We start from the raw sequence: 26,279 nt of genomic DNA, 5'->3' as shown, positions 1-26,279 counted from the left end.
AGAAACCTTCACAGAGGCCATGTAAATTTATTTCATAGAGGAACATATCTTCTTACATGGAGGATGTTAGGAAGGTACTGACACTATTCTCATCAAAGAGAGGGACACCTTTCAATAACTAATTATATTAAGTAGGAATTTTCGTAAGTAGATTAGCGTACTTGATAAAATCATGCCTCCCTAAAATCAACCTTCGATCAATTCTACCAGCACATTAGCTGTTTCTTGCGGATGGCTGATTGGAAAATGATGACCCAATGGCAGATCGACTATTTTAGTCGTTTCTCTTGGCGGTAAATAGCTTTTATCCTCGGTTCCCCATACGATTGGAATCGAAGGATCTATTCTTTGGTGAAGGGTCATTTCTTTTAACAACCGATTTAGTTGAAGTGTTGTGTTGACTATCCGTGAAGAACGAACACTCTTCTTCACTCTTTTTAAATATTCACTAGAAGAGGCTGCTTCGTCTATCAGCAGTCCTTTTTTTGTGAAATAGGCGAGTAATTGTCGTTCAGAGGCATGCTTTAAAGCTAGTTTACTGAGCCATGTTGCAGGGACCGAATCGGTTTTGTGGACAGGTGGTTGTAAAAGAATCAGTTGATCGTTCTCTGAAAAGAAGCGCTGTTCAGCAGCTGTTAATAACAAGGCGGCACCAAAAGAATGGCCGATAAAGACAGAGCCGTCAGGCAGGATATTCTTTAGTGAGCGTATCAACTCAAGATATGGTGTCAACAGCTGTTGCTTTTTAATAAACGGAGATCTTCCGAATCCTGGTAAATCTGCAATGATAATTTTTCTGCCTGTTTGCTTATTCAATGCTAGCCCCAGTTGAAAGAGATCGGTACCATCGCTAAATAAGCCATGCAAAAGCACGAGAGGAGTAGCAGAGCCCTCCAATTGATAGACCGTCGCTTCGTTGACAGCTATTCGTGTGTAGGGTGTTAGGCTTTCTTCCCCATAGGTCAAGCGAAAATCAATGTCAGCTACTGCTAATGGGATGTTTGATGCTGCTATTTTTTTAATCAGTTCCGATTCAAAATCGCGTTTTGTCAGCCGATTGTCAAAGGTTCTATTGGTCAAAAAGTTTAAACTGCTTTCAGGAATACCCGTTAATTTGCTTCCGCCAGCTGCCATAACGAACTTGAGTAAACCAAAAGGAACAGTCAGCCGAGGTTTGTTTCGATTAAGACTTTCAGAAATCAGTCCCATCAGTTGAACGATCTCTTTATCGGCGTGTTTATCGGCAACAAGGGGATACGTCATTTCGTCTTTTGTCTCATTGAATATGGTTTTGACAATAAATTGAGCGAGTACATTTTTATTGATCAACGGCAGTCGATAGTCGGTTCCTCCGGGGATAACAGGTAAGGCTCCACTTCGGATTATTTTTATAAATAAGCCAAAGCCTTCGAGTTGTTCGGTGCTGCCTGTTTGCTCATCACCGATGACGGTTGGCGGATTGATTACTGCTAAAGGAATATGGTGCTTTTTCGCTTCTTGTCGAATATAAATATCAGATAAAAACTTCATCTGCTCATAGGGCGGGGTTCCAAGTAACGCTGGATGCACCTCTTTGAACACATCCGTCGTTTCCCAGACAGAAGAATCATCCGTGAATGGGCTCATGTACCCAGCTACGTGGATGATTTTTTTCAATTTGTTTCTCTTGTTGATTTCTGTTGCAAGGGTCATGAGGTTTTTGCTGCCTTCTAAAAAGGAGCTCTTCGCGGCTGCTTCTGATAAGGTGATATCCATCGGACCGCCGCAGTGAAGAATCATGTTGCAGTGCATCGCTCGTTCGTGGTCGATCGCATTTAAGCCTAAGTTCTCTTTTGTTAAATCGCCTGTTACCAACGCTATTTTTTCAGGAGCTAATGCTTGCAATGGTCTTGCTTTCGCTGGATTTCTGACAAGTAATGTTAAGAAAACAACTTCCCTTGCGAGTTGTTTGACGATTTCTTTGCCAATAAACCCAGTTGCCCCGATAATTAAAATATTCATTATTTTCTCCTTTTTAGAACTTCTCAGTCCTATTTTAATATAAAAAAATTACTCTTAAACGAGTAATTTAAATAAATTTTTGGCTGTAGTAGTGAGATACTGACTCTCTTTTTTTACTTCTGCTAAAAAGAGTGCCCCTTCAAGGTTATTCACAAAAATCTCCGCCGTTTCTTTGACGTTGATGTCTTCACGAAACGCTTTAGTATTTATTCCTTCTTGAATCAATCCCTCGCAGATACGCGTTAAATAATCAAAAAAATGATTGATTTTTTCTTGGACCTGCCAATCATTTTTCGGCGCTTGCATAATGAAAGTAATGAAGGGACAGCTGCCTTGATAGTCCCGCTCTTCAATTTCTTCAGCCAAACTTTGTAGAAAGGTCAGCATTTTTTCTTCCAAAGTTAGATTGGTCTGTTTCAAAATGTCTGCTAGTTTTTCTCGGTATACAGTGATCCAAAAATCAATCACTGCTAGTAATAATTCCTCCTTACTTGAGAAGTGGTAATAGACATTTGATTTTGACACACCGCTTTGCTGCACTACCTCATCCATACTGGTATACGTGTAGCCGACTTTGAGAAAAAGGCTGGCGGCTGTTTCGATCACTCTGTTTTTATTTGAATGTTTATAATTTGCCATAATAGAACTATATAGTACTAATTGAGTCTTGTCAATTTTTTATTCACTGATTGATTCATTTTCTTTTTATTGTGGTAAAATTAATGTTAAAAAAATAATTTAAGGTTCTTTTTTTAATGATTGATATGTATAATAAGAACATACAGTAAGAAAGTGTATGCTGAAAAGAGGACTCTTATGAAAAAATTTGCAATTGGCTGTTTTGGGATCAGCCTTTTTATGACGATCGTTGGCCTTTTTTTACAGACGATTTTGATCCCTATTCAAGATTTTGACACAATCAGCAAAGAAGAACTTAAGAATATCCAACTTGATCTTGCTATTAATTATCCATTAGGAACTGGTATGCTCTATATCGGGCTTCCTTTGTTAGTATGCTCGAGTGGTTATTTGGTTTTTTGTTATTTTAGAGATAGGAAGAACTGAAGCTGTTTTTGTATCCCTTAAAAAGGAAAATCACTCATACAAACACCACTTTTCATCACAAAAGAAAGAGTGCGGATCTCGAAACTTATAACAGAAATCATACGTGCGTTGACTAGTAACATCTGTAAATTAGTTTTGAAAGATAACGAAGCTTATCTAAAAAAAATGCTTAAGAGGAACGCAATATAATATTATGTACGTTTGTATTTAAATGAAAAGGTAAATATTGTTTGTTTGGATCTGTAATGTTTGAGGAAATACTAACTAATTAAGGAAGTGCTTTATGAAAATAAATGATGTTTTGCATAGACGCCAGTATACGATTAATTTATCTTCTAATACTCCACCGCTTGATTTAGCTTCTTTAAGTAATATGGGGGTCTGGAGTAATCCAAAAGAGAAACACTATATATTGACTTTGACACACAATGACGATCCCATTAACGATTCTTCTATGTTTGAGAAAATTTTTAAGGAGCGTACTGGATTACAGTCAAAAGATTTTATATATGAAGCAAAACATGGACCGACCCTACAACGTGCTGTTGATTCGACTTGGTTTTGAAAATATAGAGTTTTTTGAATAGATGCAATAGCACAATGCATGAAATCATGGTATTGAGATTATTTTGAAGGAATTGAAAATAATGAATTTTTTTAGGGAAGCAGGTCTGAATAGCTATGAACAATCACGAAAAGAATCGAAAACAACATTCAATTAGCAATCTATCTAGTAATTCCTTTAACGTAATGAATACAAAATCTGATCCTTCACAAACTGGATCACCAATACCTTTTCAAAATGGCGACTTTTCATCAGTTGATCGAAACATTCATTCTTCAAAAACAGTCGCTGAAATGCTTTGTTTCTATTTAGCAGGTAGTATTATTGCGGCAATTGGGTGTTATTTGTATATTAAGCTGCCCTTATTTGCTAATTTACTGGAGAATACGATTTTATCTTTTGCTATTACTTTTGGGATTATCATCCTAAGCTTTGTTTTGTCTCATTTTATAACGAAAGTACTTACTGCTCATATCAGAAATAAATGACCAATATGAAATGAATTGTGAGGATAAATAGATGTATTCAAATTACCAGAAGCTGCCGCACTATTTAAAAAAGTGGTATGCATTATTTTATATTTTACCATTGATGCTTCTCTTATTTGTTAATGCCCTGACAGCTTGGTTATCTTTTCCCATAAACATAGGAATTCTATTGATTCTTTATGGAGTAAGTTGTTTGATTGCTACCAAGGCGTCTCAAGGTAAAAAAGAATGGTTTGTTCTAGATGGCATCACTTTTGGGATTGCCTTGATCACTCTTTCTATCATTTAATTGAAATAAAGGGGTAGCCTTTGATGCAGAGATAATAGTGGAGAACCGATTATTGCGCATGTCGTCTCTTCTTTCGTTGTGCTGGCAGCAGCCATCTTGATCTAAAAATTACTGTGCAGTGGCTGTCTATAAGCGTAAAGGAATTGAGGATGGCTTGGTTGTACGCCTAGAAGCTCTAAAATTAGGTTGATTGAAGCCGATTTGAGAGTTCAGATAAGCGTTACGGGCTTGCTATTTTTTGCAGTCGTTATATACTGATGTCTATACTTCATGGTTTCGTATGTCGTCATCATTTCGGTAGTATTGCTGATATGAAAGACCGCAGCAAAAGTGAGCGAATAGGAGGAAGTAGTGATGCAGCAAACAGAAGAAACTGAATTATTTGTAGAATGCCCAGTGGCTAGCGTCCAGAAGGTCGTACGCGGCAAGTGGTCCATGGTCATCTTGTCCTTTTTACGGCACAAAACGCTTCGTTTCGGTGCGCTTAGTCGTAAAATGCCCATGGTGACCCAAGCAAATTTGACAAAGGAATTGCGCATGCTTGAAAGCTATGGCCTCATTCATCGTGAAGTCTATCCGCAAGTGCCGCCAAAAGTTGAATACTCACTGACCGAAATGGGGCATAAATTCATGCCAGTTTTGGATGCCTTAGAAACATTTGCTTCTACCTATGAGTCAGAAAACGAAAAAGTAGTCAATCCTTGAAGCGTTCAAGGATTTTTTTTGTGCCTGAAATCCGTATGATTACACAAATCTATTGAAAACGATAGTACCTATCAAAAAATATGGTACTTTTTATTATTGAGGTAACAGGTCATAATGAAATCATCTTAAGAAAGAAGGTTTTTTTTATGAAAAAAATGATACTGAATCAATATGGCTCTGTAGATGTTATGCAAATGGTTGAAACTGCTATCCCTGAGCCAGCTGCTAAGCAAATTGTGATCAAAACCGCAGCGATCGGCGTGAATGATCCTGATATTGTTATTCGTGCGAATGGACCATTTCCAACGATGCCAAAAGAATTGAAACCTGTGCTTCCACACTCTTTGGGACAAGACTTTTCTGGTATCGTAACAGCTGTCGGAGATGATGTGACCCGCTTTTCAGTAGGTGATCATGTGGTTGGGATGGCGTTTATGAGTACATATTCTGAATACATTTTGTTAGACGAGTCAGCAGTTGTTGCTGCTGTACCGAAGGAGCTGGACTTGGTGCCGTTAGGTGGATTTTTCCTTGGCGTGGCCACAGCCTACGGTGCAACCATTCGTGATGGTCAAGCAAAAGATGGACAAAAAGTACTGATTCATGGCGGTGCTGGCGGTGTCGGGTCTAAAGCTGTTCAGCTGGCAAAACATGCCGGAGCGTATGTCATAGCAACAGGCAGCGCTGAACAAGCTGACTATATGAAGGAGTTAGGGGCAGATGAAACGATCGATTATCAAACAGAAGATTTCACAAAATTGGTTTCTAATGCCGATTTAGTGGTTAATTTAACTGGTCCTAAAACATTGGAGAACAGTTATCAAGTAATCAAAAAAGGCGGGCGCGTCACTTCTGTTAATGCGCCAATCAACCAAGAAGAAACGGAGCGTAGAGGAATTACTGGTATGTATTCTATGGGGTTCATGACTGTTGAAGAGCTGGAAAAAGTCATTGATCTTTATGCGCAAGGAAAACTTGATGTCCTTGTAGACAAGACATATCCCTTTGAATTAGAAGCAATCAAGCAAGCTCACCTTGATTTCCAAGCAGGCGGAAATACTGGCAAAAAGATCATTGTCTTTGATAAATAGGGAGTAGTAAATAGAAATCGTACAATAGAGATTTTAAGAGCGAGCGTAACAGAACGCTGTCCGTTGTTTAGCTACAAGCAAAGTGCTCCAGAGCAATTTGTTTAATCGATGGATTTTTCATTTATTTGATCAAGGCAGAATTTCCAAAAATTTTGTAAGAATTACCATGAAAAGAGACAAGATACGACTCAGTAAGGAACAGTACAAGTCCGCTTCCACTACGAAAGGAAGCGGACTTGTATTAGTTTTCTTCAATAAAAATCTATTAACTTTCAGTATCTAGCATCCGCTCCATAAACCATTCCACTTGTTGGGGGGCATCGTGGTCAAAGAATGCGGACTCTTTTTTATCTAAAGCGGCTATTTTTTCAATGTCTTCTTGGGAAAGCTCAAAGTCAAAAATAGCAATGTTTTCAGCCATCCGTTCTGGACGAACTGTTTTTGCTAAAGCGACGATGCCTCGTTGCATCAACCAGCGAAGAACAACTTGACCAACCGTTTTGCCGTATTGCTTGCCAATTTCTGCTAATGTCGGATTGGTAAATAGGTCATGGCGTCCTTCTGCAAAGGGTGCCCAAGCTTCAACTTGGACGTCATATTTTTCATGCCATTCCTGATCTTCCGCTCGTTGATTCCAAGGGTTCACTTCGATTTGATTGATTTGAGGTTTCACCTCATTCAAGCCGACAAACTCGATCATCTTAGCTGATTTGAAATTTGAAACGCCAATTGCACGTAATTTTCCTGTTTTTTGAGCAGCAGCCATTGAGCGCCAAGCACCATAAATATCTCCATATGGTTGGTGAATAAGATAAAGATCAAGGTATGTCAATCCCATTGTGTCAAGCGAATGTTCAATCGTTTCTTTCGCTTTATCTTCGGAAGCTTGGAGAATAAATAATTTAGAGGTAACAAAAAGTTCTTCTCGAGTGACTAGACCTTCACTGATGGCGCGCTTGATTCCCTCGCCTGTTTCTTTTTCATTTCCATAAATAGAAGCAGTATCGATCAGGCGATACCCAGCTTTGATTGCTTGGTAAACAGCCTCAGCTGTTTCTTCCAAAGGAATTTGATAAACGCCAAATCCTAGTTGCGGCATGGTGACACCATTATTGAGTGTGATTGTTTGCATAGTGTTTCCTCCTCTAATTTTCATTACATGTTCTATCCTAAACCTTGGAGTTGGGTCTATAGCAAGTGAAAGATGTTACTTTTTTCGTTCCCATAATTTTTCCACTTTATCAGGAGTCATATTTCCTGCTTTGAATTTTGCGATATGCTCATCATACGTTTCTATCTTATAAATAAGTAGGTCTCGTACTTCCTGCATTTCTGCTAACTTTTTCTCTAATTCTTCGAGTTGATCGGCTAAAATCTGTTTCTGAGCTTTTTCGACATTTTGACTTTCACGTACTTGTGCCAATTGAGCAAATTCAATTAGCGATTCGATGGACAATCCTGCATTTCGTAAATGTTTTGCTAGATAGATCCAGTTTAGATCATTTGTTGTGTACACCCGATAGCCACTCTCATTGCGTTGGACAGGTGGAATCACACCGACTCGTTCATAATAGCGCAATGTGTCTACGCTCAAATCAAACATTTCCGCTGCTTTTTTTATATTCATCGTTGGTTCTCCTTATCTTTTTCTATAAGTAATCATAAACCCTGAAGTGGACTCTAGGGCAAGTGGTTTAAAATTATTTATTTAAAAGAATATATTTTGTTCGTCAGGACGACTATATAGGAAGAAAAAGTTTCAAGCATTTTTATTTCAACAGAATGATTTGAGAAATCATCAGTATTGAAAGCTCCTTTCTTAGTGTTTTTCAAAGCAAGTCATACTCTCTTAGAATTTATTATTTCGTTATCTATATGAGTGAGGCATTTTATATCCATAGATTTTAAATAAATCCGTCTCATGTTATGATGATGATGAAAATTCTTAGCTTGGATCAAGGAAACAGCGATTCTTGTTATGAAAAACGAAAATAAGCTGATGAGAGTGTGACTATCCATGAATATAAAAGAAGTAAGTAGTATGAATCAAAAGTTAGAGCAACAATTAATTGAAGTATGGGAGAGTTCTGTTAAGGCGACGCACACCTTTTTGTCAGAGACCGAAATCCAAGCCATTAAGCAATACATTCCAGAGGCATTGCATCATGTGCCACATTTGATTATCGTAGAAAGTGAAAATGGAGAGCCAGCTGGCTTCATGGGGATCTCGGATCGAAATCTTGAAATGCTGTTTATAGCAAATGAACAAAGAGGCAAGGGCTTAGGAAAGAAACTCTTGGCATACGGGATGGAAAACTATGCTGTAAATGAACTGGGAGTAAATGAACAGAATCCTCAGGCGAAAGGATTTTATGAGCATATGGGATTTGAGGTATACAAAAGAAGCGAGTTAGACGAACAAGGAAATCCTTATCCGATTCTGTATATGAAGAAAGTTGATAACAAGTAGCTGTTTTTTTAATTCTTTGTTTTTGAGGATTGCTTGGCTGTATGCCTAGAAGCACTAAGATTAGGTTGATTGAAGACGATTTTAGAAACAAGATAAGCGTCACAAGCTTTTTATTTTCAGCAGTCGTTATATACGACTGTCTATCATTCATCATTTTATAGGTCGTCATCATTTAGATTACGCTGGTAATGTGAAAGACTGCTACCCAATCAAGTCAGCTTCATTTGCAATGCCTCCAAAAACCTTTCCGATTTGAATGAAAAGCTCACCCCAAGCAGCCTCCGAAACTGTTTTCGGGGGCTGCTTGAGGTTTGGGGGGCTTAGCTAGCTAAGTAATGATCGATCACTAAAAAAATGATCAAAACAGAATAGGCAATTTTTTCTTTTCAATCAAAAAATTTTGATCATTTTATCAAGCAGAGGATGGCACAAGTAAGTGGAAAGTAGGTAGTGGCTATTTTTTTGTTCAGGATGGGGAAGTAGATTTGTCTAGGATACGCCGGAGGATAAACGTTTTGAGGATCATTTGTTTTTGACTTACCTATGTGCCATCACTGCGGAAACCCTGTGGATGAAGGCGTCATGTACGACACCAGATACTCGGATGAGAGCTAAGGACGTTTGATTGCCGTGCCTGACACGCTTTTTCTAACCGCAAAGTCGTAGGGGCTAAAGAGCTACAGCGCTGAGACAGATGACTGCCCCGTGCGATTTTGGGTGTTTTTTGAACCCTACAAGCTGCTATTGCTACGCGTCTATTCGTCGCAAGCTTGGAAGGTCTTCTCATAAAATGCCCGTCAGCTGTCAACAGGCTGCCTTTTGCATCAGGAAGCATCAGCGTTCCAACAAATCTTTTTGATCCAGTAGTCGCCCACTCATTTTGGGCAACTTCTATCCGAGAAAACATTGCGTTAGAAGTATGTCTGTCCGTCTTTTCCAGATAAAAGTCAGCTGAAAGAGGGCTGATACTTAACAAAACGGCAGTTAGGACGACCACAAGCGCTCTCAAAAAAACTCAGTCCTTTCTTTTCAATGGTCATTGTTCTTATCTGCACTTCATGATAGCACCGAAACGCGAATTATTTTTCGCGTTTTTTTGTTTTTAAAATAAAAAATTAGGTATTCGCTTTTTTGGGTTAAATGGTATACCTGAGATGGAATAAAAATAATAAAAGAAAGGACAGGATTTACAATGAAGAAAACATCATTAGTTGCAGGTTTCGTTTTAGGTGTAGGCGTTTTGTTTACTCTAGGTGCATGCTCAACAGTGGAAGAATCGGGGGAAGTGGTCTCTGGGTCTGGAACGGAAACGTTGATCAGCGATTCGTCAGATGAAGTAGTTGTGGGAAGTGAAAAATTGAGTGATGACGGGTATTTTGAAGAAATCGTAACTAAGGGAATCGATCCGAAAATCAAAGACGTCGTTTGGTATGAAACGAATTATGAAAATGCTGGTTGGGATCACATTCGCTTTTTAGTGAATCATGTAAAAATCGTGAATGTAGAAGAATTCAAAGACAAAGACAAAGAATACAAAACATTGCTCTCACTGAAATATCAATTGTTTAATGAAGATTCGAAAGACAAAAAAATCAAACCTGACAAAGCCTATTTGGTGTTGAATGATGGCAAAAAAGTAGAAGCGGAAGTGTTTGTGGACTACTTAGATGATGAGATTTTGACCCATGACAAACATAAAGATGGCTTTATTCATTTTAAAGTGGCGCAAGAACAAAGTTTGCCAGCGATCAAAGCGGTCGAAATCGAATTTAAAGCAGATGGAGATTTGACACATACGTACCATATTGATCTATCTTCCGCTGCTGAAAAATAGTATCTAACGATAGGAGGTAAAAAAAATGGATACTAGCAAGAAAAAACTATCATTGTTGAGTTTTTTTGCAATAACTGCTTCAATGGTGATGACGGTATATGAGTATCCAACCTTTGCGACATCGAAGATGAATTTAGTTTTTTATTTACTCGTCGGCGGTTTCCTCTGGTTTATCCCTGTAGCCCTTTGCTCTGCGGAGATGGCTACTGTAAAGGGATGGGAAAAAGGGGGACTCTATACCTGGGTCTCAAAAACATTAGGGAGAAAATGGGGCTTTGCTGCCATTTTCTTCCAATGGTTCCAAATCACGGTAGGCTTTATTACGATGATTTACTTTATTGTCGGGGCGCTTTCCTATGCCCTAAATTGGCCGGCTCTTAATACGAATGTTTGGCTGAAGCTGATTGCCACTTTAGTGATCTTTTGGCTAATCACGATCTCGCAATTTGGCGGAACAAAAAATACTGCGAAGATTGCCAAAGTAGGGTTCTTTGTGGGGATCGTCGCAACAGGGATCATTCTTTTTATCTTAGGAATTGTCTACATTGCTCAAGGGAATCCCGTCAAAGTTTCTTTTGGATCAGGCGCTTGGATTCCTGATTTCACGAAAATCAATACGCTGGTCGTTTTTGTTTCCTTTATTTTAGCCTATGCAGGGGTTGAATCTTCTGCCAGTCACGTAAAAGATATGGACAATCCTGGAAAGAATTACCCGAAAGCTATTTTGATTTTAGTTGTAGCAACGATTCTTTTGGATACGTTAGGTGGGGCAACGGTGGCTGCCACGATTCCCCAAAATCAATTGTCTCTTGATACTGGCGTGATTCAAGCCTATTCTTATTTGATCCATCATTTTGGCGGCGGAGAATGGCTGGTTCGTTTGATTGCCGTGGTCATCTGTTTAGGTGTCATTGCAGAAATTGCTGCTTGGGTGGTCGGCCCATCGACGGCGATGCTTGAAGCAGCTGAAAATGGCTTGCTGCCAAAACAAATGGCCAAAGTCAATCAACACAATGTCCCAATCAATATCGTTTTGGTACAAGGCATCATTGTTTCCATTTGGGCGGTTGTCTTGACATTAGGCGGTGGAGGCGCCAATCTATCCTTCTTCGTTGCGATGGCGTTGACGGTCTGCATCTATCTGGTGGCTTATGTCCTCTTGTTTCTTTCCTATATTAAATTAGTCAAAGAAAAAGACGACTTAACAAGAACGTATCATATTCCTGGTGGGAAAAATGTGAAAATTGGTGTTGCGATGGTTGGTTTGCTTGTTTCTATTTTTTCTTTCTTTATTTCCTTCTTTCCACCGAGCGATATCGGCACCGGAAAGGGCGGAACCTATTTAGCCATCTTGATCATCAGTTGGCTGATTATTGTCGTGATACCGTTTGTCATCTATAAATATGTAGGTGAAAAAGCAAGCGATAAAAAATAAAAAGCACAACCTATGAGGAGGAGAGCTGCATGTTATTTAGTAAAAAAAATCGAAAAGAAGCCCAATATTTGGAGCCTATCTATGGGAATGAGGCAATGGATCAAGCGATCCCTATGTACAAATTACCAAAAGAGTCCTTGGTACCGCGGGATGCCTATGAATTAGTCAAAGATCAATTGATCGATGAAGGGGTCTCAAGACAAAATTTGGCGACGTTCTGTCAAACCTACATGGAACCAGAAGCAGTCAAAATTATGAGTGAAACCCTTGATAAAAACGCCATCGATAAAACCGAGTACCCACGGACAGCAGAAATTGAAAACCGCTGTGTCAATATGATCGCTGATTTATGGCATGCCCCAGAAGCGTCCGATTTTATCGGTACATCAACGGTAGGCTCAAGTGAAGCGTGTATGTTAGGTGGATTGGCCTTAAAATTTGCTTGGCGCAATCGGGCAAAAAAACTTGGCTTAGATATCAATAAACAAAAACCAAACTTAGTGATTTCTTCTGCCTATCAAGTCGTTTGGGAAAAATTCTGTGTCTACTGGGACATTGAAATGCGAACGATCCCTATCGATGAAGAACATGGCAGCATTAATGTTGAAAAGGTCACGGACTATTTAGATGAATATACGATCGGGGTCGTTGGTATTTTAGGAATCACTTACACTGGACGATACGATGATATCAAAGCACTAGACAAGAAATTAGAGGAATACAACAAACACACCGACTACAAAGTCTACATCCACGTGGATGCGGCTAGTGGGGGATTGTACACGCCATTTATGGAACCAGAACTTGAATGGGATTTCCGTTTGAAAAACGTTCGTTCCATCAGTACGTCTGGACATAAATATGGGTTAGTCTACCCTGGTATCGGTTGGGTGCTTTGGAAAGAAAAAGATTTCTTACCAGAAGAGTTGGTCTTTAAAGTAAGTTATCTTGGCGGTGAAATGCCAACGATGGCCATCAACTTTTCAAGAAGCGCCAGCCAAATCATCGGACAATATTACACCTTTATCCGCAATGGGTTTGAAGGCTACCGCTTGATCCACAAAAAGACCAGCGATGTTGCCCAATATTTAGCAAAAGAGATTGAAAACATGGGTTACTTCGATATTTATAATGATGGTTCACGGTTGCCGATCGTCTGCTACAAATTAAAAGAAGATGCCGATATTTCTTGGAATCTGTATGATTTGACGGATGAATTTGCGATGAAAGGCTGGCAAGTCCCTACCTATCCATTACCTGATAATCTATCACATATCAATATCCAACGCTTTGTCTGCCGGGCAGATTTAAGTATGCAAATGGCAATGGATCTGGTGCAAGACATGAAAGAAGGAATCGAGCGCTTGAACAAGCGACCAAGCCGTCATGTTTCATCCGATCAAACCTATGGCTTTTCACATTAAGAAACGGTATCGCTAGAAACCCTTTCATTGCTTTTTTCAATGAATAAAAAGTCCCTTTATGAAACGTTTTTTGCAAGACTGAATGAACCTTGGTTTATAGAAAAATCAAAGGCGGTTGCATCGACTGCCTTTGATTTTTTTGTTTGTAAGAACGGGTAAGCACTTGATAGTGTCGTTTTTTAAGAGAAAGTAAAAAAACAGTGCTTGATAATTTCATTTATTGACATTTCTGACTTGTGATAGTATTAATTATTATGGTCTAAATATATTTTTTTAGAGAAGAACGTTTTACATAAACGAAAAGGAAATCTTAGAACGTTGTCGTGAGGGAATTCTTAGGGAAATTCGTCTTGCATCGAGGGTTTTTGTTTGTCAGTCATGGTTTGTTGGGGAGTAAGTGAAGGAAAAATATGTGTAGAAAGGGCCTGTTTTTACTGCGCTTGTTTGTTTCATAAGTAACGTACTGCTATCTTTTTCTGTAAATTGGTTGTAACTATTCTGAATGAATATAGATTTACACTGGAGGAAAAACAGTCATGTATAAAGAAGACTTACTGGATAAGGACTTAAAATTAGAGTATATCTTGCTCAAATTTTTGTATTTATCGACCGGTCATATCAAAAAAAGTGATGCGTGTCGGGAATTAGATATTACGATGCCGACCTTGACGAAATTATCAGAGAGCCTTCAACGGCAACTAAAAAATGAGAAGGTCTCATTTATCATCAATCGTTATACGTTGGAACTGCAAGTAACCGATAGTGTCTCACTGGATGATTTGACCGACACGCTATTGAAAAAATCTGCTAAATATCAAATCATCCATTATTTGTTTCAACATGCAGGCTATGATGCCTTCGTCTTGGCTGATGAATTAAACATAAGTGTGGGGACCCTCAATCGATTGATTGCTGAGTGCAATCAGTTGTTGCAGCATTTTGAATTAAAGATCAGAAACAAAAAACTAGTTGGAACGATGACACAACGCATTTATTTTTACTATAATTTTTTCAAAATGGGTGCAACAACGATCGATTCTGTTTTGATCGATGACCTAGTTGCAGAGTTAGAGAAAAAAATAACCTTATCGATTGCCCAACAAAAGCAGCTGAAGATCTGGTTGTATGTGATTATGAAAAAAGTCACGTCTCACACGACCTTGGGAAGTTTAAGTCCAGAAGAACAAACCAAAATCGAGCGCTGCCAAGAGATGCCCCTCTGTCACTTTATTCGACAGATCTATGCTTCTAAAAAATGTATCTGCTCAGTAGATGAAGCGAAGATCGTGCCATTCTTTATCTGTCTCTTCCTCATTACGGTGGGCGGGATTCCTTACGAGGAACTTCGCTTAGGACTGTACACTAATAAAAATCCCGTCTTTGAGATCACCGATGAAGTCATGGCAGCAATCCAGTCCATTTATCGTCTTGATACCTCGCATACGACGATCGATATCAAAGCCAATGTCTTTTCCTTAATCGCACAAGTTTATTACTTTCATGGAGTGAATTATTCCATCGATCGAGTCACGCTAAATTATTACCACAAAATGTTTCATAATTCCTTGCGAGATCAAGTGATCTCAGATATTCTGGAACACATTATTGCACCGACCAACTTGTTTACGCCCACGAAACTCAACTATCTCAAGAAACGCCTAGTCTTTTTAATTTATATGTTATCACCTAAAGAAGAATATCGGGTACGGATCGGGGTCTTAAATATGTGCTCCAGTCTTTTGGCGGATGCTTCGATTTACTTGTTAAAAAATGAACTAAAAGGCAAGCAAAATGTTGTTGTTTTACCCTATACTCCGGACGAGACATTTGATTTGTTGATTTCCAATGCCAATCTCCCCCAATTAGGGAACAATTATGACCAATTTTATCAAGTGACCGCCATTGGTGCCGATTTAGACGTCAACCAGGTTTCTGCGATCGTCGATCAAATTGCTTACTCTAAGTATCATTCTTTTGTGGTGTGAGCAGTCATTTTTAGTTGAAAAGCAGCGAGTCAACGGATAGGTGATTCGCTGCTTTTTCAATTATCTGCGAAGTAGGGAAAGGAAAAGGCACTTGAATTGCTCTTATCATTGATGACGGAATGAAAACAGGGATCAGTCAAGCAGCTTTCTGCTAAATAAATGTGTCCAGTATCCTTGTATAACGTACAGAAGACAACAAGCGTGAAAATAATAGAAGGGATTCAAAATGGGGGTTTTGGAAGGATGTAAAAAAAGACCCACATAATGATGTGAGTCTGCAATCGTTAGTTCTGATTTTCTAATTTTTCTAGAACCTTTTTGGGAATTGCGTCTTTTTCAACGCTATTCGGGCCTTTTATTGTACGCTTTTCACTGATCACCGCTTTTACATAAGAATTTGGGGTTAAGGGTTTTGCGTTATCTTCTGATAATGAAACCTCGAGTGTTTGTGTGCTACCATCTTCTTTTACAAAGTTTAACGTGTAATCGTAAGAATACCAAGGCGACTGGTCGCCGATGCCGCTTTTACTTTCATGTTCTACCTTAGGGGGAATCTCAGATGGGACATACGCGTAAGCTGTTTGTCCTGAGTAGGTGGATTGATAATATTCATAGCCTTTGTATCCGGCAAACCCTAAAAGTACGACTAAGACGAATCCGATTATTTTTTTCATATAAACCATCCTTATCCTCAAATATGGAGCTATTATAACAGAATGGTTCTATAGATGACCTTTCATCAGACGAACAGTTTTGCAAGGAGAAATGTTACTAGCCAGTCGTGGAAAAGTGGGGAACGCCGCTAATAAAGGGTTCTATCTATAAATCGTCAGGGTATTGTTGCTTAGAGTGACTAGAAATAAGTGCGGAATCAGGCGACAAGACCTTAATAAAAAAACACAGCATGGAAAATGTTTCTTTTTTGTATGCTCACCAGCAGACTATTTGATAAGACGTGTCGTTGTTTTTTTCACTATAGAAAGATGAAAAACGGCGCATCAGTTTAATAAAAAACCAGCAAAGACGCTCCGTAAGAGCCCGTCTTTGCTGGTTTTTTTCTACCGAAAATGTTTGAGAGCAGGCCATGACAGCTGCTTACGGCTCGATTTTACTATACAAATCGAGGGCTCTTTTTCTGGCTTCGTTGTGATCAACTATAGGCAACGGATAGTTGGTGCCTAAAACTACCTTTAGGTCGGCTTGTTCTTCGTCAGTCATCAGGTAAGGTTCGTGGATGAATTTTAGCGGCAACTGGGCGAGTTCGGGAACAAATTGTTTGATAAACGTCCCCTCTTTGTCGAATTTTTTCCCCTGAGTGATGGGGTTGAAAATTCGAAAGTAAGGAACCGCATCGGTGCCGGTCGAAGCTGCCCACTGCCAGCCGCCGATATTGCTGGCAGCGTCGTAGTCGATCAATTGTCGAGCAAAATGGGCTTCTCCTTGCCGCCAATCGATCAGTAAATCTTTGGTTAGAAAGGAAGCGACGATCATCCGTAGACGGTTATGCATCCAACCGGTTTGATTCAGCTGCCGCATCGCGGCATCAATGATCGGATAGCCGGTTTGTCCTGCTTGCCATTTGTTAAACGCCTCTTCATCCTTTTGCCAATCCATGTTTCGATATTTCTCAATGAGTTCATAGTTTTTTTGCTCCGGATGAGTGAAGTAGATCATATGATAAAAATCTCGCCAAGCCAGTTCTTTTAAAAAGGTCGCTTTGCCAGTGCTGGATGGCATCCCTTGGCAAGCGGCCCAAACCTTCCGAATAGAGAGTTGTCCAAAAGACAAGAAAGGGGACAGGCGGCTGGTTCCTTTGATCGAAGGGAGATCACGGTCTTTTTCATAGGCGGCCAAACGCTTTTGCACAAAGGCCTGCAATTGTTTATGTGCATAGTCTTCCCCAACGATCGTTGAAAAATCGGTCTTTCTATTTTTTAGCAGCTTAGCAAGCAGCGCTGTCCCTGCTTTGAAGTGAGGGGCATCATTAAAATGAGCGGCTTTTTCAAAATCAAGGGCCTGCTTTTGATAGACCGGTTTGGGCAGCTGGATCCATTTCTTATAATAGGGCGTAAATTTTTTGTAATACGTCCCGTCCTCTTTGGTGACTTCCGTTGGTTGGTGCAGATGATGTTCTTCAAAGGAATGGACAGTGACGCCTTTTTTCTCGACCAATTCTTTTATATAGAGGTCGCGTTTACGACCAAATCCACGGTTATCAAAGTTGAAGTACAGTTGGCTCCATTCTGGATAGTGAGCGAACAACTGATCAAAGGCTTCTGTCAAAGTCCCCGTCAAGAGGTGGATCGTCAGATTTTGCTTTTTGGCAGCCTCGATAAAGTGAGCAACCGCGCTAAAAAAGTAATCATGGCTTGGTGCATCGGGGAGAAACTGCTTTTCATTGAGATGAAACACACACAACAATTGGTCGTTTGCTTGAAGAGACAAAAGCGCCTCAGTAAGCGCCGTATTGTCCTCTAAGCGCAGATCCTTTCTAAACCACATCACATGAATTGCCATACAAACCTCCTTGATAGTATAACCGTACAAAAAAACGATCGAATTTCGTTTATAGTAATGGAAAGATGGGATTTATTCAAATTTGGCGATTGCGTAAAGAAAATTGCTGTTGCAACAAGTCGAGGGATGCTTACAGGGTTTGTTTTAATTGGTGCACCGATTTGAATAGGCGCTTGTCATTTACCGTTTCGTTTCTACAAATCGTCTCTTCTTAATAAATAATAGGTAAAAAATGAGTAGTAGGGGATGAAATGAGTTACATTTGCGTAACGAGAACGTATATAATCATAGTATATAGTGAGGCTTTTTACTTTAGCGTTTATTAATAAGCGCATATTTGGATGGAGTGAAGGATGATCAAAAACAAATTACAGCAATACAAAATTTTAACGCTTTTACTGATACTTGTGACGGTTGGATTAATTCTCTTTTTAAATCAGATGATTTATGCTTGGCAGGCCATTGAAATTTTGGCGATTCTTCTTTGTGGCTACTTAGTGGTTTTTGATCAAAGGGATGGAACTTCGAAGATTGCTTGGATCTTAGCTTTATTGTTTTTACCGATTGTAGGAGTCATGTTGTATTATTTAATTGGTCGTGAACCTCGATTAAGGAAGTTGCCCAAACAGCAGATACAAAATGAACGGGAAGTGCAGCGAACGGTTTCGGCTATTTTGCAAGAACATTCAGAGGTCATTCATGGGAAACATGATCTCTCCACTGAGATTTTTCATCTTTCAGGCAAATATCCCACAATCAATAATCATCTGACTGTATTAAATGAAGGCGCTGAGGCGTTCGCTTCTTTGCTAGAAGATATCAAGAAAGCCAAGCATCATGTGCATGTGTTTTTTTATATCGTTAAAGGGGATGAAACAGGGGAGGAGCTGACAAATGTTCTGGTCGAAAAGGCCAAACAAGGGGTGGAAGTTCGGTTTATGTATGATAGCGTGGGGTCGATCGCCTTTCCTAATCAATTATTATTATTGATGCGAAAGAATGGGGTAGAGGTGCGCACGTATGATTTGTTGAACTCGCCTTGGCTAAGTAATAAAGCGAACTGGCGCAATCACCGTAAAATGGTCGTTATTGATGGTGAGATTGCACATACAGGAGGCATGAATATTGGAAATGAATATAGTGGGCGAGGCAGTAAGTTTTCTTATTGGCGAGACACAAACATCCGGATAGAAGGACCTGCTGTTCTAGAAGTACAAGAGTGCTTTATTTATGATTGGCTCTTTCTTGATGAAACGGAAGAAACGGTCACTCATTTTTTGACACAGACAGCTACGTATTTTCCGTTGAAGACCGACGTTCAAAGCGGTTCGGAAATCGTTCAGGTAATCTACGGCGGACCCTATGATAGCGAGCGAATCATTAAGGATTCCTTTAATGACCTCATTGGAAAGGCAACGGATTCGATTAAGATCGCAATGCCTTACTTTATTCCTGATGAAGAAAGTTTAGGTGCGCTTAGAAGAGCAGCACGGTGTGGGATCAACGTGCAATTGATTGTGCCGGGAAAAGGGGATCGAGGAATTTCTTTTCATGGCACGAATTCGTTTATTGATGAATTATTATCTGCCGGCGTCGAAGTCTACACCTATGATGAGACTGCTTTTATTCACTGTAAATATATGATCGTCGATGAGTTTGCTGCAACGATCGGGTCAACAAATTTTGATATTCGTAGTTTTTACCTTAACCATGAGTTATCTATGTTCATCTATGGGCCGTCGAAAATAATCACAGAGTTAAATCAGCAATTTATGGAAGACTTAGCTCATGCAAAATTAGTAGAAAAAGAAGAATGGCAAGCCAGAAGCCTTTTGACGAAAACAAAAGAAAAAATCAGTGGCTTGTTTGTTCCGATTCTTTGAAGGAAGATAGCGAACAGAGAAAAAACTCGATTCCATCATCTGGAATCGAGTTTTTTCGCGTCATTTTCTTCTAGCAGCTCGAAAATAATTGATCCCGGTTCCCGCAAATACTACGAAACTAGCCAATAGGAACAAAAATCCTACGGGGATTAGATAGAAATTTTCATGTAAAATGCCGGATTGATCGATGTATTCCACGGAGCTTGCTTTGATGAAGAAGCAGGCAAAGCCGAATAGTAGTAAAAATGTTCCGATCAAGGTCGTGATCAAATTGAGTTTGGCGCGTCGGGTCTCGCTGCCGTCTTTGATTAGTTTTTCAGTGATCTTGTTCACTTGAGTTCCTCCTAAAATCAATTCATCAAGCGAGAGTTGAAAAATCGTGGCGATGGCAATCAACATTTCTAAATCTGGTAAATTGCGATTGTTTTCCCAGTTCGAAACGGCTTGTCTCGTCACGTGTAGTTGAGTGGCAAATTGTTCTTGGGTCAAGTTATTTCTTGTGCGTACTTCTTTGATTTTTTCGCCAAATTCCATCTTTTTTTCCTTTCGCTGATGTGACTTAAGCATAGTCGAAACCCGCGTTGTTTCCAAGAAAGCAGGACTTGCTTCTTGATAAATCAAGGGAAAGTGGTGCTTGCGTCGCTTTTTATCTGCTATTTTTTTGAGAGGAGCATCGTTTTCATTCTGAGGTCGTGAAAAACGTCTGTGACAAAGTGACCTTGAAGCATGTTATTTTTACTGCATATCATTTTGTTTATTATAGCACTGAGGCTAAGGGGAAGGAAATATGTGGCTCGTTTTTTCTCTTGCTTGATTGGTACATGTTCGATACATGACAGTTTATCGAGTGGGGAGCAACGCAACAGCAAGTTTCTTTTCTTAAAGAAAATCACTTAGTTGACAAATAGGGAAACATCTTGTTTAATATACCCCGAGGGGTATAAGAAAGGAGCAAGAAATGTTTTCATTATTTAAACGCATACCAAGTATGTCAACAGCAGATTTACAAAAAGAAGGAGCCAAAGAATGGACGATTCTGGATGTTCGCACGCCGGCGGAGTACCGTAGCGGGCACATTGCCTACGCCAAAAATGTACCGTTAAACAAGATTGCGGGCTTCACTAAAAAAGGTGACAAGAAACTGGCAGTCATTTGCCAATCAGGGATGCGAAGCAAACAAGCAGCCAAAATCCTAAATAAAAAGGGGTTTGATGTGGTCAATGTTCGCGGTGGCATGAATCAATGGCGGGGAACAACCAAAGGAGGAAAGTAATGATGGAAAAAATAGTTATTGTCGGTGGGGTAGCAGGAGGAATGTCTGCAGCAACGCGCTTACGTCGGCTTAAAGAAGTAGCGGAGATCATTATTTTTGAAAAAGGTCCTTTTGTCTCTTTTGCGAATTGTGGACTGCCGTATGCCATTTCTGGTGAGATCGAAGAGCGAGACGCCTTATTGGTCCAAACACCTGAGGCATTAAAAAAACGGTTTAACCTAGATGTGCGGCCTCTTCATGAAGTGCTGGCGATCGATCCGGAGGAGAAAACGGTCACGGTCAAACATGGCGAACAGGTCTTCACGGAATCTTATGATGCGTTGATTTTATCACCGGGGGCAAAACCGCTAGTACCAGCGATCAAAGGGCTAGAAGAAGCAACCAACGCCTTTTCTCTGCGCAATGTTCCTGACTTAGACCAAATCATGACACATCTTGAAGACAAAAAGCCTCAAAAAGCGACGATCATTGGCGCTGGGTTTATTGGGTTAGAAGTCGCTGAAAATTTACATAAAAAAGGCCTACAAGTAACGATCGTGGAAAAAGCACCCCACGTATTGCCACCTTTGGATGAAGAAATGGCGGCGTATGTCAAAAATGAATTGATCAAGCAAGGGGTCAATGTTTTGACCTCGCAGTCAGCGACCGCTTTTGAAAAAGCAGGGCAAGAAATCGTTCTGGAGGATGGAACGGTTCTGGCTTCAGATATCACGATTCTTTCGGTGGGTGTCCAACCAGAAACGGATTTGGCAAAACGTGCCGGTATCCAATTAGGACACCGGGGGGGTATCCTGGTAGATGAGCAATACCAAACCAGCAAGAAAGACATTTACGCGGTGGGAGATGCCATCGTTGTGAGACAACAAATCACTAACGAAGACACGCTGATCTCCTTGGCGTCACCAGCCAATCGCCAAGGTCGGCAAGTGGCTGATGTATTGGGAGGACTGACTCGCAAAAACAAAGGCAGTATTGGGACGGCGATCGTGCGCGTATTCGATCTTGCCGCAGCGTCCACTGGGTTGAGTGAGCGCAGTGCCAAACTGGCGGGGCTAAATCCTCAGGTGGTTCATCTTTCAGGCAAAGACCATGCTGGGTATTATCCTGATGCGACGGATATTTATTTGAAATTGATTTTTGATGCTGACACTGGAAACATCTATGGTGCGCAGGGCATCGGTGCCAAAGGGGTCGATAAACGGATCGATATTTTGGCAACAGCGATCAAAGGCGGCTTAACGATCTTTGACTTGCCTGAACTGGAATTCACCTACGCGCCGCCTTTTGGCTCAGCGAAAGATCCAGTGAATATGATTGGCTATGCAGCGATCAATCTGGCAGAAGGAATCAGTGAGAATATCCAATGGCACGAATTGACGGAGGCCTTAGAAAACGGTAAGCAGTTGTTGGATGTTCGTTCAGAGATGGAATTAGCCAATAATGGGCGTTTTCAAGAGGCGCTCCACATTCCGTTAGATGAATTGAGAGATCGGTTGTCTGAATTGGATCCAAGTGTTTCGTATGTTGTTACGTGTCATAGCGGATTGAGAAGCTACATTGCCGAACGCATCTTAAAACAAGCGGGCATCAATTGTCAAAACCTCGATGGTGCCTTTTCGTTGTATAATACTATTAAGCCGGAGATGATTATTCATGATTAAAGCCATATCTATGGAGGAATTTACCCAAAAAGAAAAACGTGAGGCGCTTGAGATCCTTGATGTCAGAGAAGTTGATGAGTTTGCACAAGGACACATCAAAACAGCACAAAACCTACCGTTGAGCGAGCTGACGGAACAGATCAGCGACTTAGAGAAGGATAAAAATTACTATGTCATCTGTCACTCAGGGACTCGTTCGCAAATGGCGTCTGAGTTTTTGAGCCAGCAAGGGTTTCAAGTGACCAATGTCCTCGGCGGCATGTCAGCATGGAGAGGAGAAATCAAACGATGACCGCATGCAACAAAGATATTTTGAATCGGTTAAAACGAACCGAAGGCCAGTTGCGGGGGATTCAAAAAATGATCGAAGACGAGAAAGAATGCGTCGATGTCATCACGCAATTGTCCGCCGTCAGTTCCAGCGTCAACCGTATTATGGGGATCATTGTCGCTGAGAATTTGAAAAATTGTTTGGAAAATCCAGACAGCGACACGGAAACCCAAAAGCAGAAAATCGATCAAGCCGTTCAGCTGATCGTGAAGAAATAGCGGGATTTTTGAAAGGTTTGTCGCGTTTTTTATCATCCCATGGAAAAGGTTCAGAAGAGCAGCATGTTCTTCTGAACCTTTTTATTCTTCATCAGTGATTGCTTGTCGGCACCAATAGAGGAAACAAGCGGAGATTGTCGGTATGTTTTGTTTTTTTATTATGAAGGAATATACACCGAGAAGGCTGTATGGTTAAATGGAGGGAGAAACGTCAAAACGCCCGATGGGTCGTTGAGTATTTATAGCGACCAACGATCGCTTTTCTTGTGACTAAAATCACAATAAGCGAGTGGGTGTTGCGCAGTTATGACGAAGGAGAGAGGAGAGCTTCTTGAACAAAAAAATACAGTCTTTTACATTGCCTTTGATTGCTTCCAATTTGTTTCAAATCATTATTGCACAAGTTTCCTTAGCGATTATTTCAAGAAGATCCACGGAAGCGCTGGCGGCGATCGCACTGATCGACGGGTTTCTCTATGCTTTTGCGGGTATTATAGGTGCGATTGGGCTTGCTTTTAATATTTATGGCGCAAAGGCAGTCGGGCAAAGAGAAGAGACGCAGTTAAATGATTATCTGTCGTCGGTTCTTTTTTTAGTAGTCGCGATCGGTGTGAGCTTTTTGCTGATTTTCCTGCTTTTTGGACGAGACATTTTACAGGTTGTCTACGGATTTAGCGGGGAGCTGCTAGGAACTGCGACGTTGTATCTTGCAATCATGTCCCCCTATATTTTACTTACGTTAGTCACGTTTGTTTTTACTAGCCTTTTAAAAATTGAAAAGAAAACGAACTACATCCTCGGTGTTTCGATCATTAGTGCGTTGATACAGGTGTTGCTTAGCTATTTATTGATCAACGGCAATCTCGGTTTTCCCGCCATGGGGGTCTTAGGCAGTGGCATCGCAAATATGCTTGCGACTTTGTGCTTGCTGGGGATTTATGGGGTTCTTTTAAGAGAAAGTCTAGCAAGAGGGCTAAAACAAAGACCACGAAAACGCGCCTTTTTATTGAAAAAATCGATCCCCTTAATGATTCAGGAATGCTTTGAAGGCTTAGTCTTTATTATTGCTTTTGAAGCTTTCGTCTCACGGTTGGGTGTTAGTACGCTGGCCGCCTATGCGATCGGCAGCCAAGGATTGATGATCGCACGGTTGCCTGCTTTGATGTATGGCAACGCAGTGACCGTCTTTGCGAGTGAGGCGAATGGTCAGAAAAATCGTCAGAAGATTTTAGCAGTGGGAAAAAGTGCCTTCGCTTCTTCTTTCGTGGCTTATGTTGGAATCGCCAGTCTGATCTGGGGCTTTCGTTCTGCTTTTTTCCAGTTGTTTACTACAGATGTCGCTGTTTTAGACTTGTTGCCAGCTATTTTGCCAATCATGCTGGGGATAATGCTCGTCAGTCCGTTATATGAAATCACAAAATACTTATTACAAAGTTTGGAGTGCAGTCGCATGGTTTGTCTGTTGACAGGATGCGTCAACAGTCTGGTTTTAATGGGAATCACGGGCTTTTGGAGCAGTGGGCAGCTGAACTTTTTCTTCCTCTACTGTCTATACGGCTTGAATTTCCTGATTCTCGGCAGTTTCTTTGCAGGGCTGTTTTATTGGACGATCAAGCAGCGTTATCCTCAGGGCAAAGGACGCCTTTGAGGGGGATAGAAAAAAGCGAAGGTGCTGCTGATCCTTCGCTTTTTCGTCGCCTACAATTGGACAGGTGAGATTAATTGTGGCTGACTTCTTCGTAAAAGATAGCATTGCGTTCTGCAATCAGTTGGGTTTCCCTTCGCTCTAATTCGAGAAAGGTTTCGTCTGCCAGCAATTCGGCAGCAGAGTAGCCGGCCGCCAAGAAGTTTTCTGCATAGGTCAATTTCTGATTCGTGATGTTTTTTCGTTGCTCGGCAATGACGAGCAGCTGTTTCACATTCATACACTCACTCCATTCTTTTATAAAAAGCAAGTACTAAAAGAGGACAGCTAATAATACTTGCAAGTCAACGGTGAAGGCGGGATATCAATCATGCTCGGCTATTCATAAATAAGAGAAATACGGTAGGTTCGTTTCTGATTGGTCGTTTTATACGGAAGCTTTGCACTAAGTATAAAAAAATTTCCCCCGTAGCAACAGAACCTAGTCGTTTACATAAAGCAACGATTGGTTTACATTACTCGGACAAGCGGGTGTTACAAGAAAAACAAGTAATTTTTCCTAGGAGAACGGCGGTATTTGACGACAAAAAAACCTGCGATCGCCTCAGGCGGATAGCAGGTTTCACGGGCTAGTAGAAATAGCTTAAATGGTTTGTTTTGCTGGGCGCAGCAAGACTTCGCTGATCGCCACATGTTTGGGCTGTTGAATGGCATAAACCACTGCATTTGCTACATCTTCTGGCGTTAGGCTGTTGCCTTCTACGCGAGAGGTTTCTTTCAAGGCTGCTTCTAGTTGAGCATTACCGACGGTTTCAAACAATTCCGTGGAGACCATTCCCGGAGAGACGATGGTGGAGCGAATGCCATGTTCACGTTCTTCTTGGCGCAAGCCTTCCATGATTGCACGAACCGCAAACTTTGTCCCGTTGTACACGGCAGATCCCGGGTAAATGACATGTCCAGCAACTGAGTCAGTGGCGATGATCAAGCCATCTTGTTGTTTTTGCATGATGGGCAGCACAGCGCCGATCCCGTTCAATACCCCCATGATATTGATATCCAGCATTTTTTGCCAGCTGTCATAGTTCAACTCTGCCAAGTTTCCTTGAGGCATGATGCCAGCATTATTGAAAAGGACATCAATCCGACCAAAGGAGGTCATGGCTAAATCAATGACTTGTTGGACTTGTTCGCGATTCGTGACATCGGCTGTTTGATACAAAACATTTTCTCCTAGTTTTTCAGCCAGGGCTTTAATGCGCTCTTCGCGGCGGGCGGCGATTACTACTTTTGCCCCTTGTTCGGCTAGCTTAACGGCGGTTGCTTCCCCAATTCCTGAAGAGGCTCCCATAATTACGATAACTTTTTCTTTGATTTCTGTCATTTGTCTTTCCTCCAG

General features: G+C 40.7%; 26 protein-coding genes. 17 read left to right on the top strand and 9 right to left on the bottom strand.

All coding sequences use genetic code 11. The annotated features are described in order from the left end of the window. Positions 1-186 precede the first annotated feature (186 nt). Together IGI88_RS05765 and IGI88_RS05760 are read right to left on the bottom strand one after the other, a co-directional pair. Positions 187-2,001 carry an alpha/beta fold hydrolase gene (locus IGI88_RS05765; protein ID WP_429960270.1) on the bottom strand — a complete coding sequence of 605 codons (1,815 nt, stop codon included), beginning with the start codon at positions 1,999-2,001 and terminating at the stop codon, positions 187-189. Positions 2,002-2,055: 54 nt separating this feature from the next. After that, the gene (locus IGI88_RS05760; protein WP_429960269.1) at positions 2,056-2,640 is read right to left on the bottom strand and encodes a TetR/AcrR family transcriptional regulator; all 585 of its coding nucleotides are present in this window, start codon (positions 2,638-2,640) and stop codon (positions 2,056-2,058) included. Positions 2,641-2,817: 177 nt separating this feature from the next. Between IGI88_RS05760 and IGI88_RS05755 the strand changes: the two genes are divergently transcribed. The 6 genes from IGI88_RS05755 to IGI88_RS05730 all read left to right on the top strand — a co-directional run bounded on the left by IGI88_RS05755 (position 2,818) and on the right by IGI88_RS05730 (position 6,204). Further along, positions 2,818-3,066: a hypothetical protein gene (locus tag IGI88_RS05755; RefSeq protein ID WP_005230532.1), complete on the top strand. Its 249-nt coding sequence runs from the start codon at positions 2,818-2,820 to the stop codon at positions 3,064-3,066. A 283-nt stretch (positions 3,067-3,349) separates the two neighbouring features. After that, positions 3,350-3,631, top strand: a complete 282-nt coding sequence (locus IGI88_RS05750; protein ID WP_429960268.1) for a hypothetical protein — start codon at positions 3,350-3,352, stop codon at positions 3,629-3,631. A 116-nt stretch (positions 3,632-3,747) separates the two neighbouring features. Continuing rightward, positions 3,748-4,119 (top strand): hypothetical protein, encoded by a 372-nt coding sequence (locus IGI88_RS05745; protein ID WP_005230536.1) that lies wholly within the window; start codon positions 3,748-3,750, stop codon positions 4,117-4,119. A 31-nt stretch (positions 4,120-4,150) separates the two neighbouring features. Then, complete coding sequence (locus tag IGI88_RS05740; RefSeq protein WP_005230538.1) at positions 4,151-4,408, top strand: hypothetical protein; 258 nt, start codon at positions 4,151-4,153, stop codon at positions 4,406-4,408. Between the two features lie 354 nt (positions 4,409-4,762). Continuing rightward, positions 4,763-5,113 (top strand): winged helix-turn-helix transcriptional regulator, encoded by a 351-nt coding sequence (locus IGI88_RS05735; protein WP_015510556.1) that lies wholly within the window; start codon positions 4,763-4,765, stop codon positions 5,111-5,113. 146 nt (positions 5,114-5,259) lie between these two features. Beyond that, complete coding sequence (locus IGI88_RS05730) at positions 5,260-6,204, top strand: NADP-dependent oxidoreductase (RefSeq protein WP_429960267.1); 945 nt, start codon at positions 5,260-5,262, stop codon at positions 6,202-6,204. Positions 6,205-6,469: 265 nt separating this feature from the next. On the opposite strand, the gene IGI88_RS05725 is transcribed toward IGI88_RS05730, so the two are convergent. Together IGI88_RS05725 and IGI88_RS05720 are read right to left on the bottom strand one after the other, a co-directional pair. Beyond that, the gene (locus IGI88_RS05725) at positions 6,470-7,336 is read right to left on the bottom strand and encodes an aldo/keto reductase (RefSeq protein WP_429960266.1); all 867 of its coding nucleotides are present in this window, start codon (positions 7,334-7,336) and stop codon (positions 6,470-6,472) included. Between the two features lie 75 nt (positions 7,337-7,411). Then, positions 7,412-7,831, bottom strand: a complete 420-nt coding sequence (locus IGI88_RS05720) for a MerR family transcriptional regulator (RefSeq protein WP_016608514.1) — start codon at positions 7,829-7,831, stop codon at positions 7,412-7,414. Between the two features lie 390 nt (positions 7,832-8,221). On the opposite strand from IGI88_RS05720, the gene IGI88_RS05715 reads away from it, so the two are divergent. The 5 genes from IGI88_RS05715 to IGI88_RS05695 all read left to right on the top strand — a co-directional run bounded on the left by IGI88_RS05715 (position 8,222) and on the right by IGI88_RS05695 (position 15,352). Next, a complete protein-coding gene (locus IGI88_RS05715) occupies positions 8,222-8,674 on the top strand; it encodes a GNAT family N-acetyltransferase (RefSeq protein WP_140966164.1) in 453 nt (150 codons plus the stop codon). A gap of 1,192 nt (positions 8,675-9,866) precedes the next feature. Beyond that, entirely contained in the window at positions 9,867-10,508 is a 642-nt protein-coding gene (locus tag IGI88_RS05710) for a hypothetical protein (protein WP_005230557.1), read from the top strand. Positions 10,509-10,533: 25 nt separating this feature from the next. Continuing rightward, positions 10,534-11,943 carry an amino acid permease gene (locus IGI88_RS05705; protein ID WP_005230559.1) on the top strand — a complete coding sequence of 470 codons (1,410 nt, stop codon included), beginning with the start codon at positions 10,534-10,536 and terminating at the stop codon, positions 11,941-11,943. 29 nt (positions 11,944-11,972) lie between these two features. After that, on the top strand, positions 11,973-13,367 hold the full coding sequence (locus tag IGI88_RS05700; protein ID WP_005233215.1) for a glutamate decarboxylase: 1,395 nt from the start codon (positions 11,973-11,975) through the stop codon (positions 13,365-13,367). Positions 13,368-13,903: 536 nt separating this feature from the next. Then, positions 13,904-15,352, top strand: coding sequence for a helix-turn-helix domain-containing protein (locus IGI88_RS05695; protein WP_429960265.1), 1,449 nt, complete (start codon positions 13,904-13,906; stop codon positions 15,350-15,352). A gap of 284 nt (positions 15,353-15,636) precedes the next feature. Here the strand turns inward: IGI88_RS05695 and IGI88_RS05690 are convergent, their stop codons facing one another. Beyond that, entirely contained in the window at positions 15,637-16,026 is a 390-nt protein-coding gene (locus IGI88_RS05690) for a YxeA family protein (RefSeq protein ID WP_034871925.1), read from the bottom strand. Between the two features lie 421 nt (positions 16,027-16,447). Further along, positions 16,448-17,869 (bottom strand): cryptochrome/photolyase family protein, encoded by a 1,422-nt coding sequence (locus IGI88_RS05685; RefSeq protein ID WP_429960264.1) that lies wholly within the window; start codon positions 17,867-17,869, stop codon positions 16,448-16,450. Positions 17,870-18,222: 353 nt separating this feature from the next. On the opposite strand from IGI88_RS05685, the gene cls reads away from it, so the two are divergent. Continuing rightward, on the top strand, positions 18,223-19,752 hold the full coding sequence (gene cls, locus IGI88_RS05680; RefSeq protein WP_005233225.1) for a cardiolipin synthase: 1,530 nt from the start codon (positions 18,223-18,225) through the stop codon (positions 19,750-19,752). A gap of 60 nt (positions 19,753-19,812) precedes the next feature. Here the strand turns inward: cls and IGI88_RS05675 are convergent, their stop codons facing one another. Then, complete coding sequence (locus IGI88_RS05675) at positions 19,813-20,286, bottom strand: DUF3955 domain-containing protein (RefSeq protein ID WP_052533231.1); 474 nt, start codon at positions 20,284-20,286, stop codon at positions 19,813-19,815. 424 nt (positions 20,287-20,710) lie between these two features. On the opposite strand from IGI88_RS05675, the gene IGI88_RS05670 reads away from it, so the two are divergent. The 5 genes from IGI88_RS05670 (at position 20,711) to IGI88_RS05650 (ending at position 24,883) form a co-directional block, all read left to right on the top strand. Next, positions 20,711-21,025: a rhodanese-like domain-containing protein gene (locus tag IGI88_RS05670; RefSeq protein ID WP_104010357.1), complete on the top strand. Its 315-nt coding sequence runs from the start codon at positions 20,711-20,713 to the stop codon at positions 21,023-21,025. Positions 21,026-21,027: 2 nt separating this feature from the next. Further along, positions 21,028-22,686: an FAD-dependent oxidoreductase gene (locus tag IGI88_RS05665; RefSeq protein ID WP_252708860.1), complete on the top strand. Its 1,659-nt coding sequence runs from the start codon at positions 21,028-21,030 to the stop codon at positions 22,684-22,686. Continuing rightward, complete coding sequence (locus tag IGI88_RS05660) at positions 22,679-22,978, top strand: rhodanese-like domain-containing protein (protein WP_005233232.1); 300 nt, start codon at positions 22,679-22,681, stop codon at positions 22,976-22,978. The genes IGI88_RS05665 and IGI88_RS05660 overlap by 8 nt, the downstream gene beginning before the upstream one ends. Next, positions 22,975-23,235: a metal-sensitive transcriptional regulator gene (locus tag IGI88_RS05655; RefSeq protein ID WP_005230585.1), complete on the top strand. Its 261-nt coding sequence runs from the start codon at positions 22,975-22,977 to the stop codon at positions 23,233-23,235. Before IGI88_RS05660 ends, IGI88_RS05655 begins: the two co-directional genes overlap by 4 nt. Positions 23,236-23,566: 331 nt before the next feature. Then, positions 23,567-24,883, top strand: coding sequence for an MATE family efflux transporter (locus IGI88_RS05650; protein WP_005233233.1), 1,317 nt, complete (start codon positions 23,567-23,569; stop codon positions 24,881-24,883). A 70-nt stretch (positions 24,884-24,953) separates the two neighbouring features. Here IGI88_RS05650 and IGI88_RS05645 read toward each other — a convergent pair whose 3' ends face one another. Beyond that, complete coding sequence (locus tag IGI88_RS05645) at positions 24,954-25,160, bottom strand: hypothetical protein (protein ID WP_005233234.1); 207 nt, start codon at positions 25,158-25,160, stop codon at positions 24,954-24,956. Positions 25,161-25,523: 363 nt separating this feature from the next. Beyond that, the gene (locus IGI88_RS05640; RefSeq protein WP_142437240.1) at positions 25,524-26,264 is read right to left on the bottom strand and encodes an SDR family oxidoreductase; all 741 of its coding nucleotides are present in this window, start codon (positions 26,262-26,264) and stop codon (positions 25,524-25,526) included. Positions 26,265-26,279: the final 15 nt, after the last annotated feature.

The sequence above is a fragment of the Enterococcus sp. AZ179 genome (genome assembly GCF_050498885.1).
GTDB lineage: Bacteria > Bacillota > Bacilli > Lactobacillales > Enterococcaceae > Enterococcus_D > Enterococcus_D entomosocium.
Note: the sequence above shows the minus strand (reverse complement) of the source record. Positions and strands in the feature narration are given on the sequence as shown.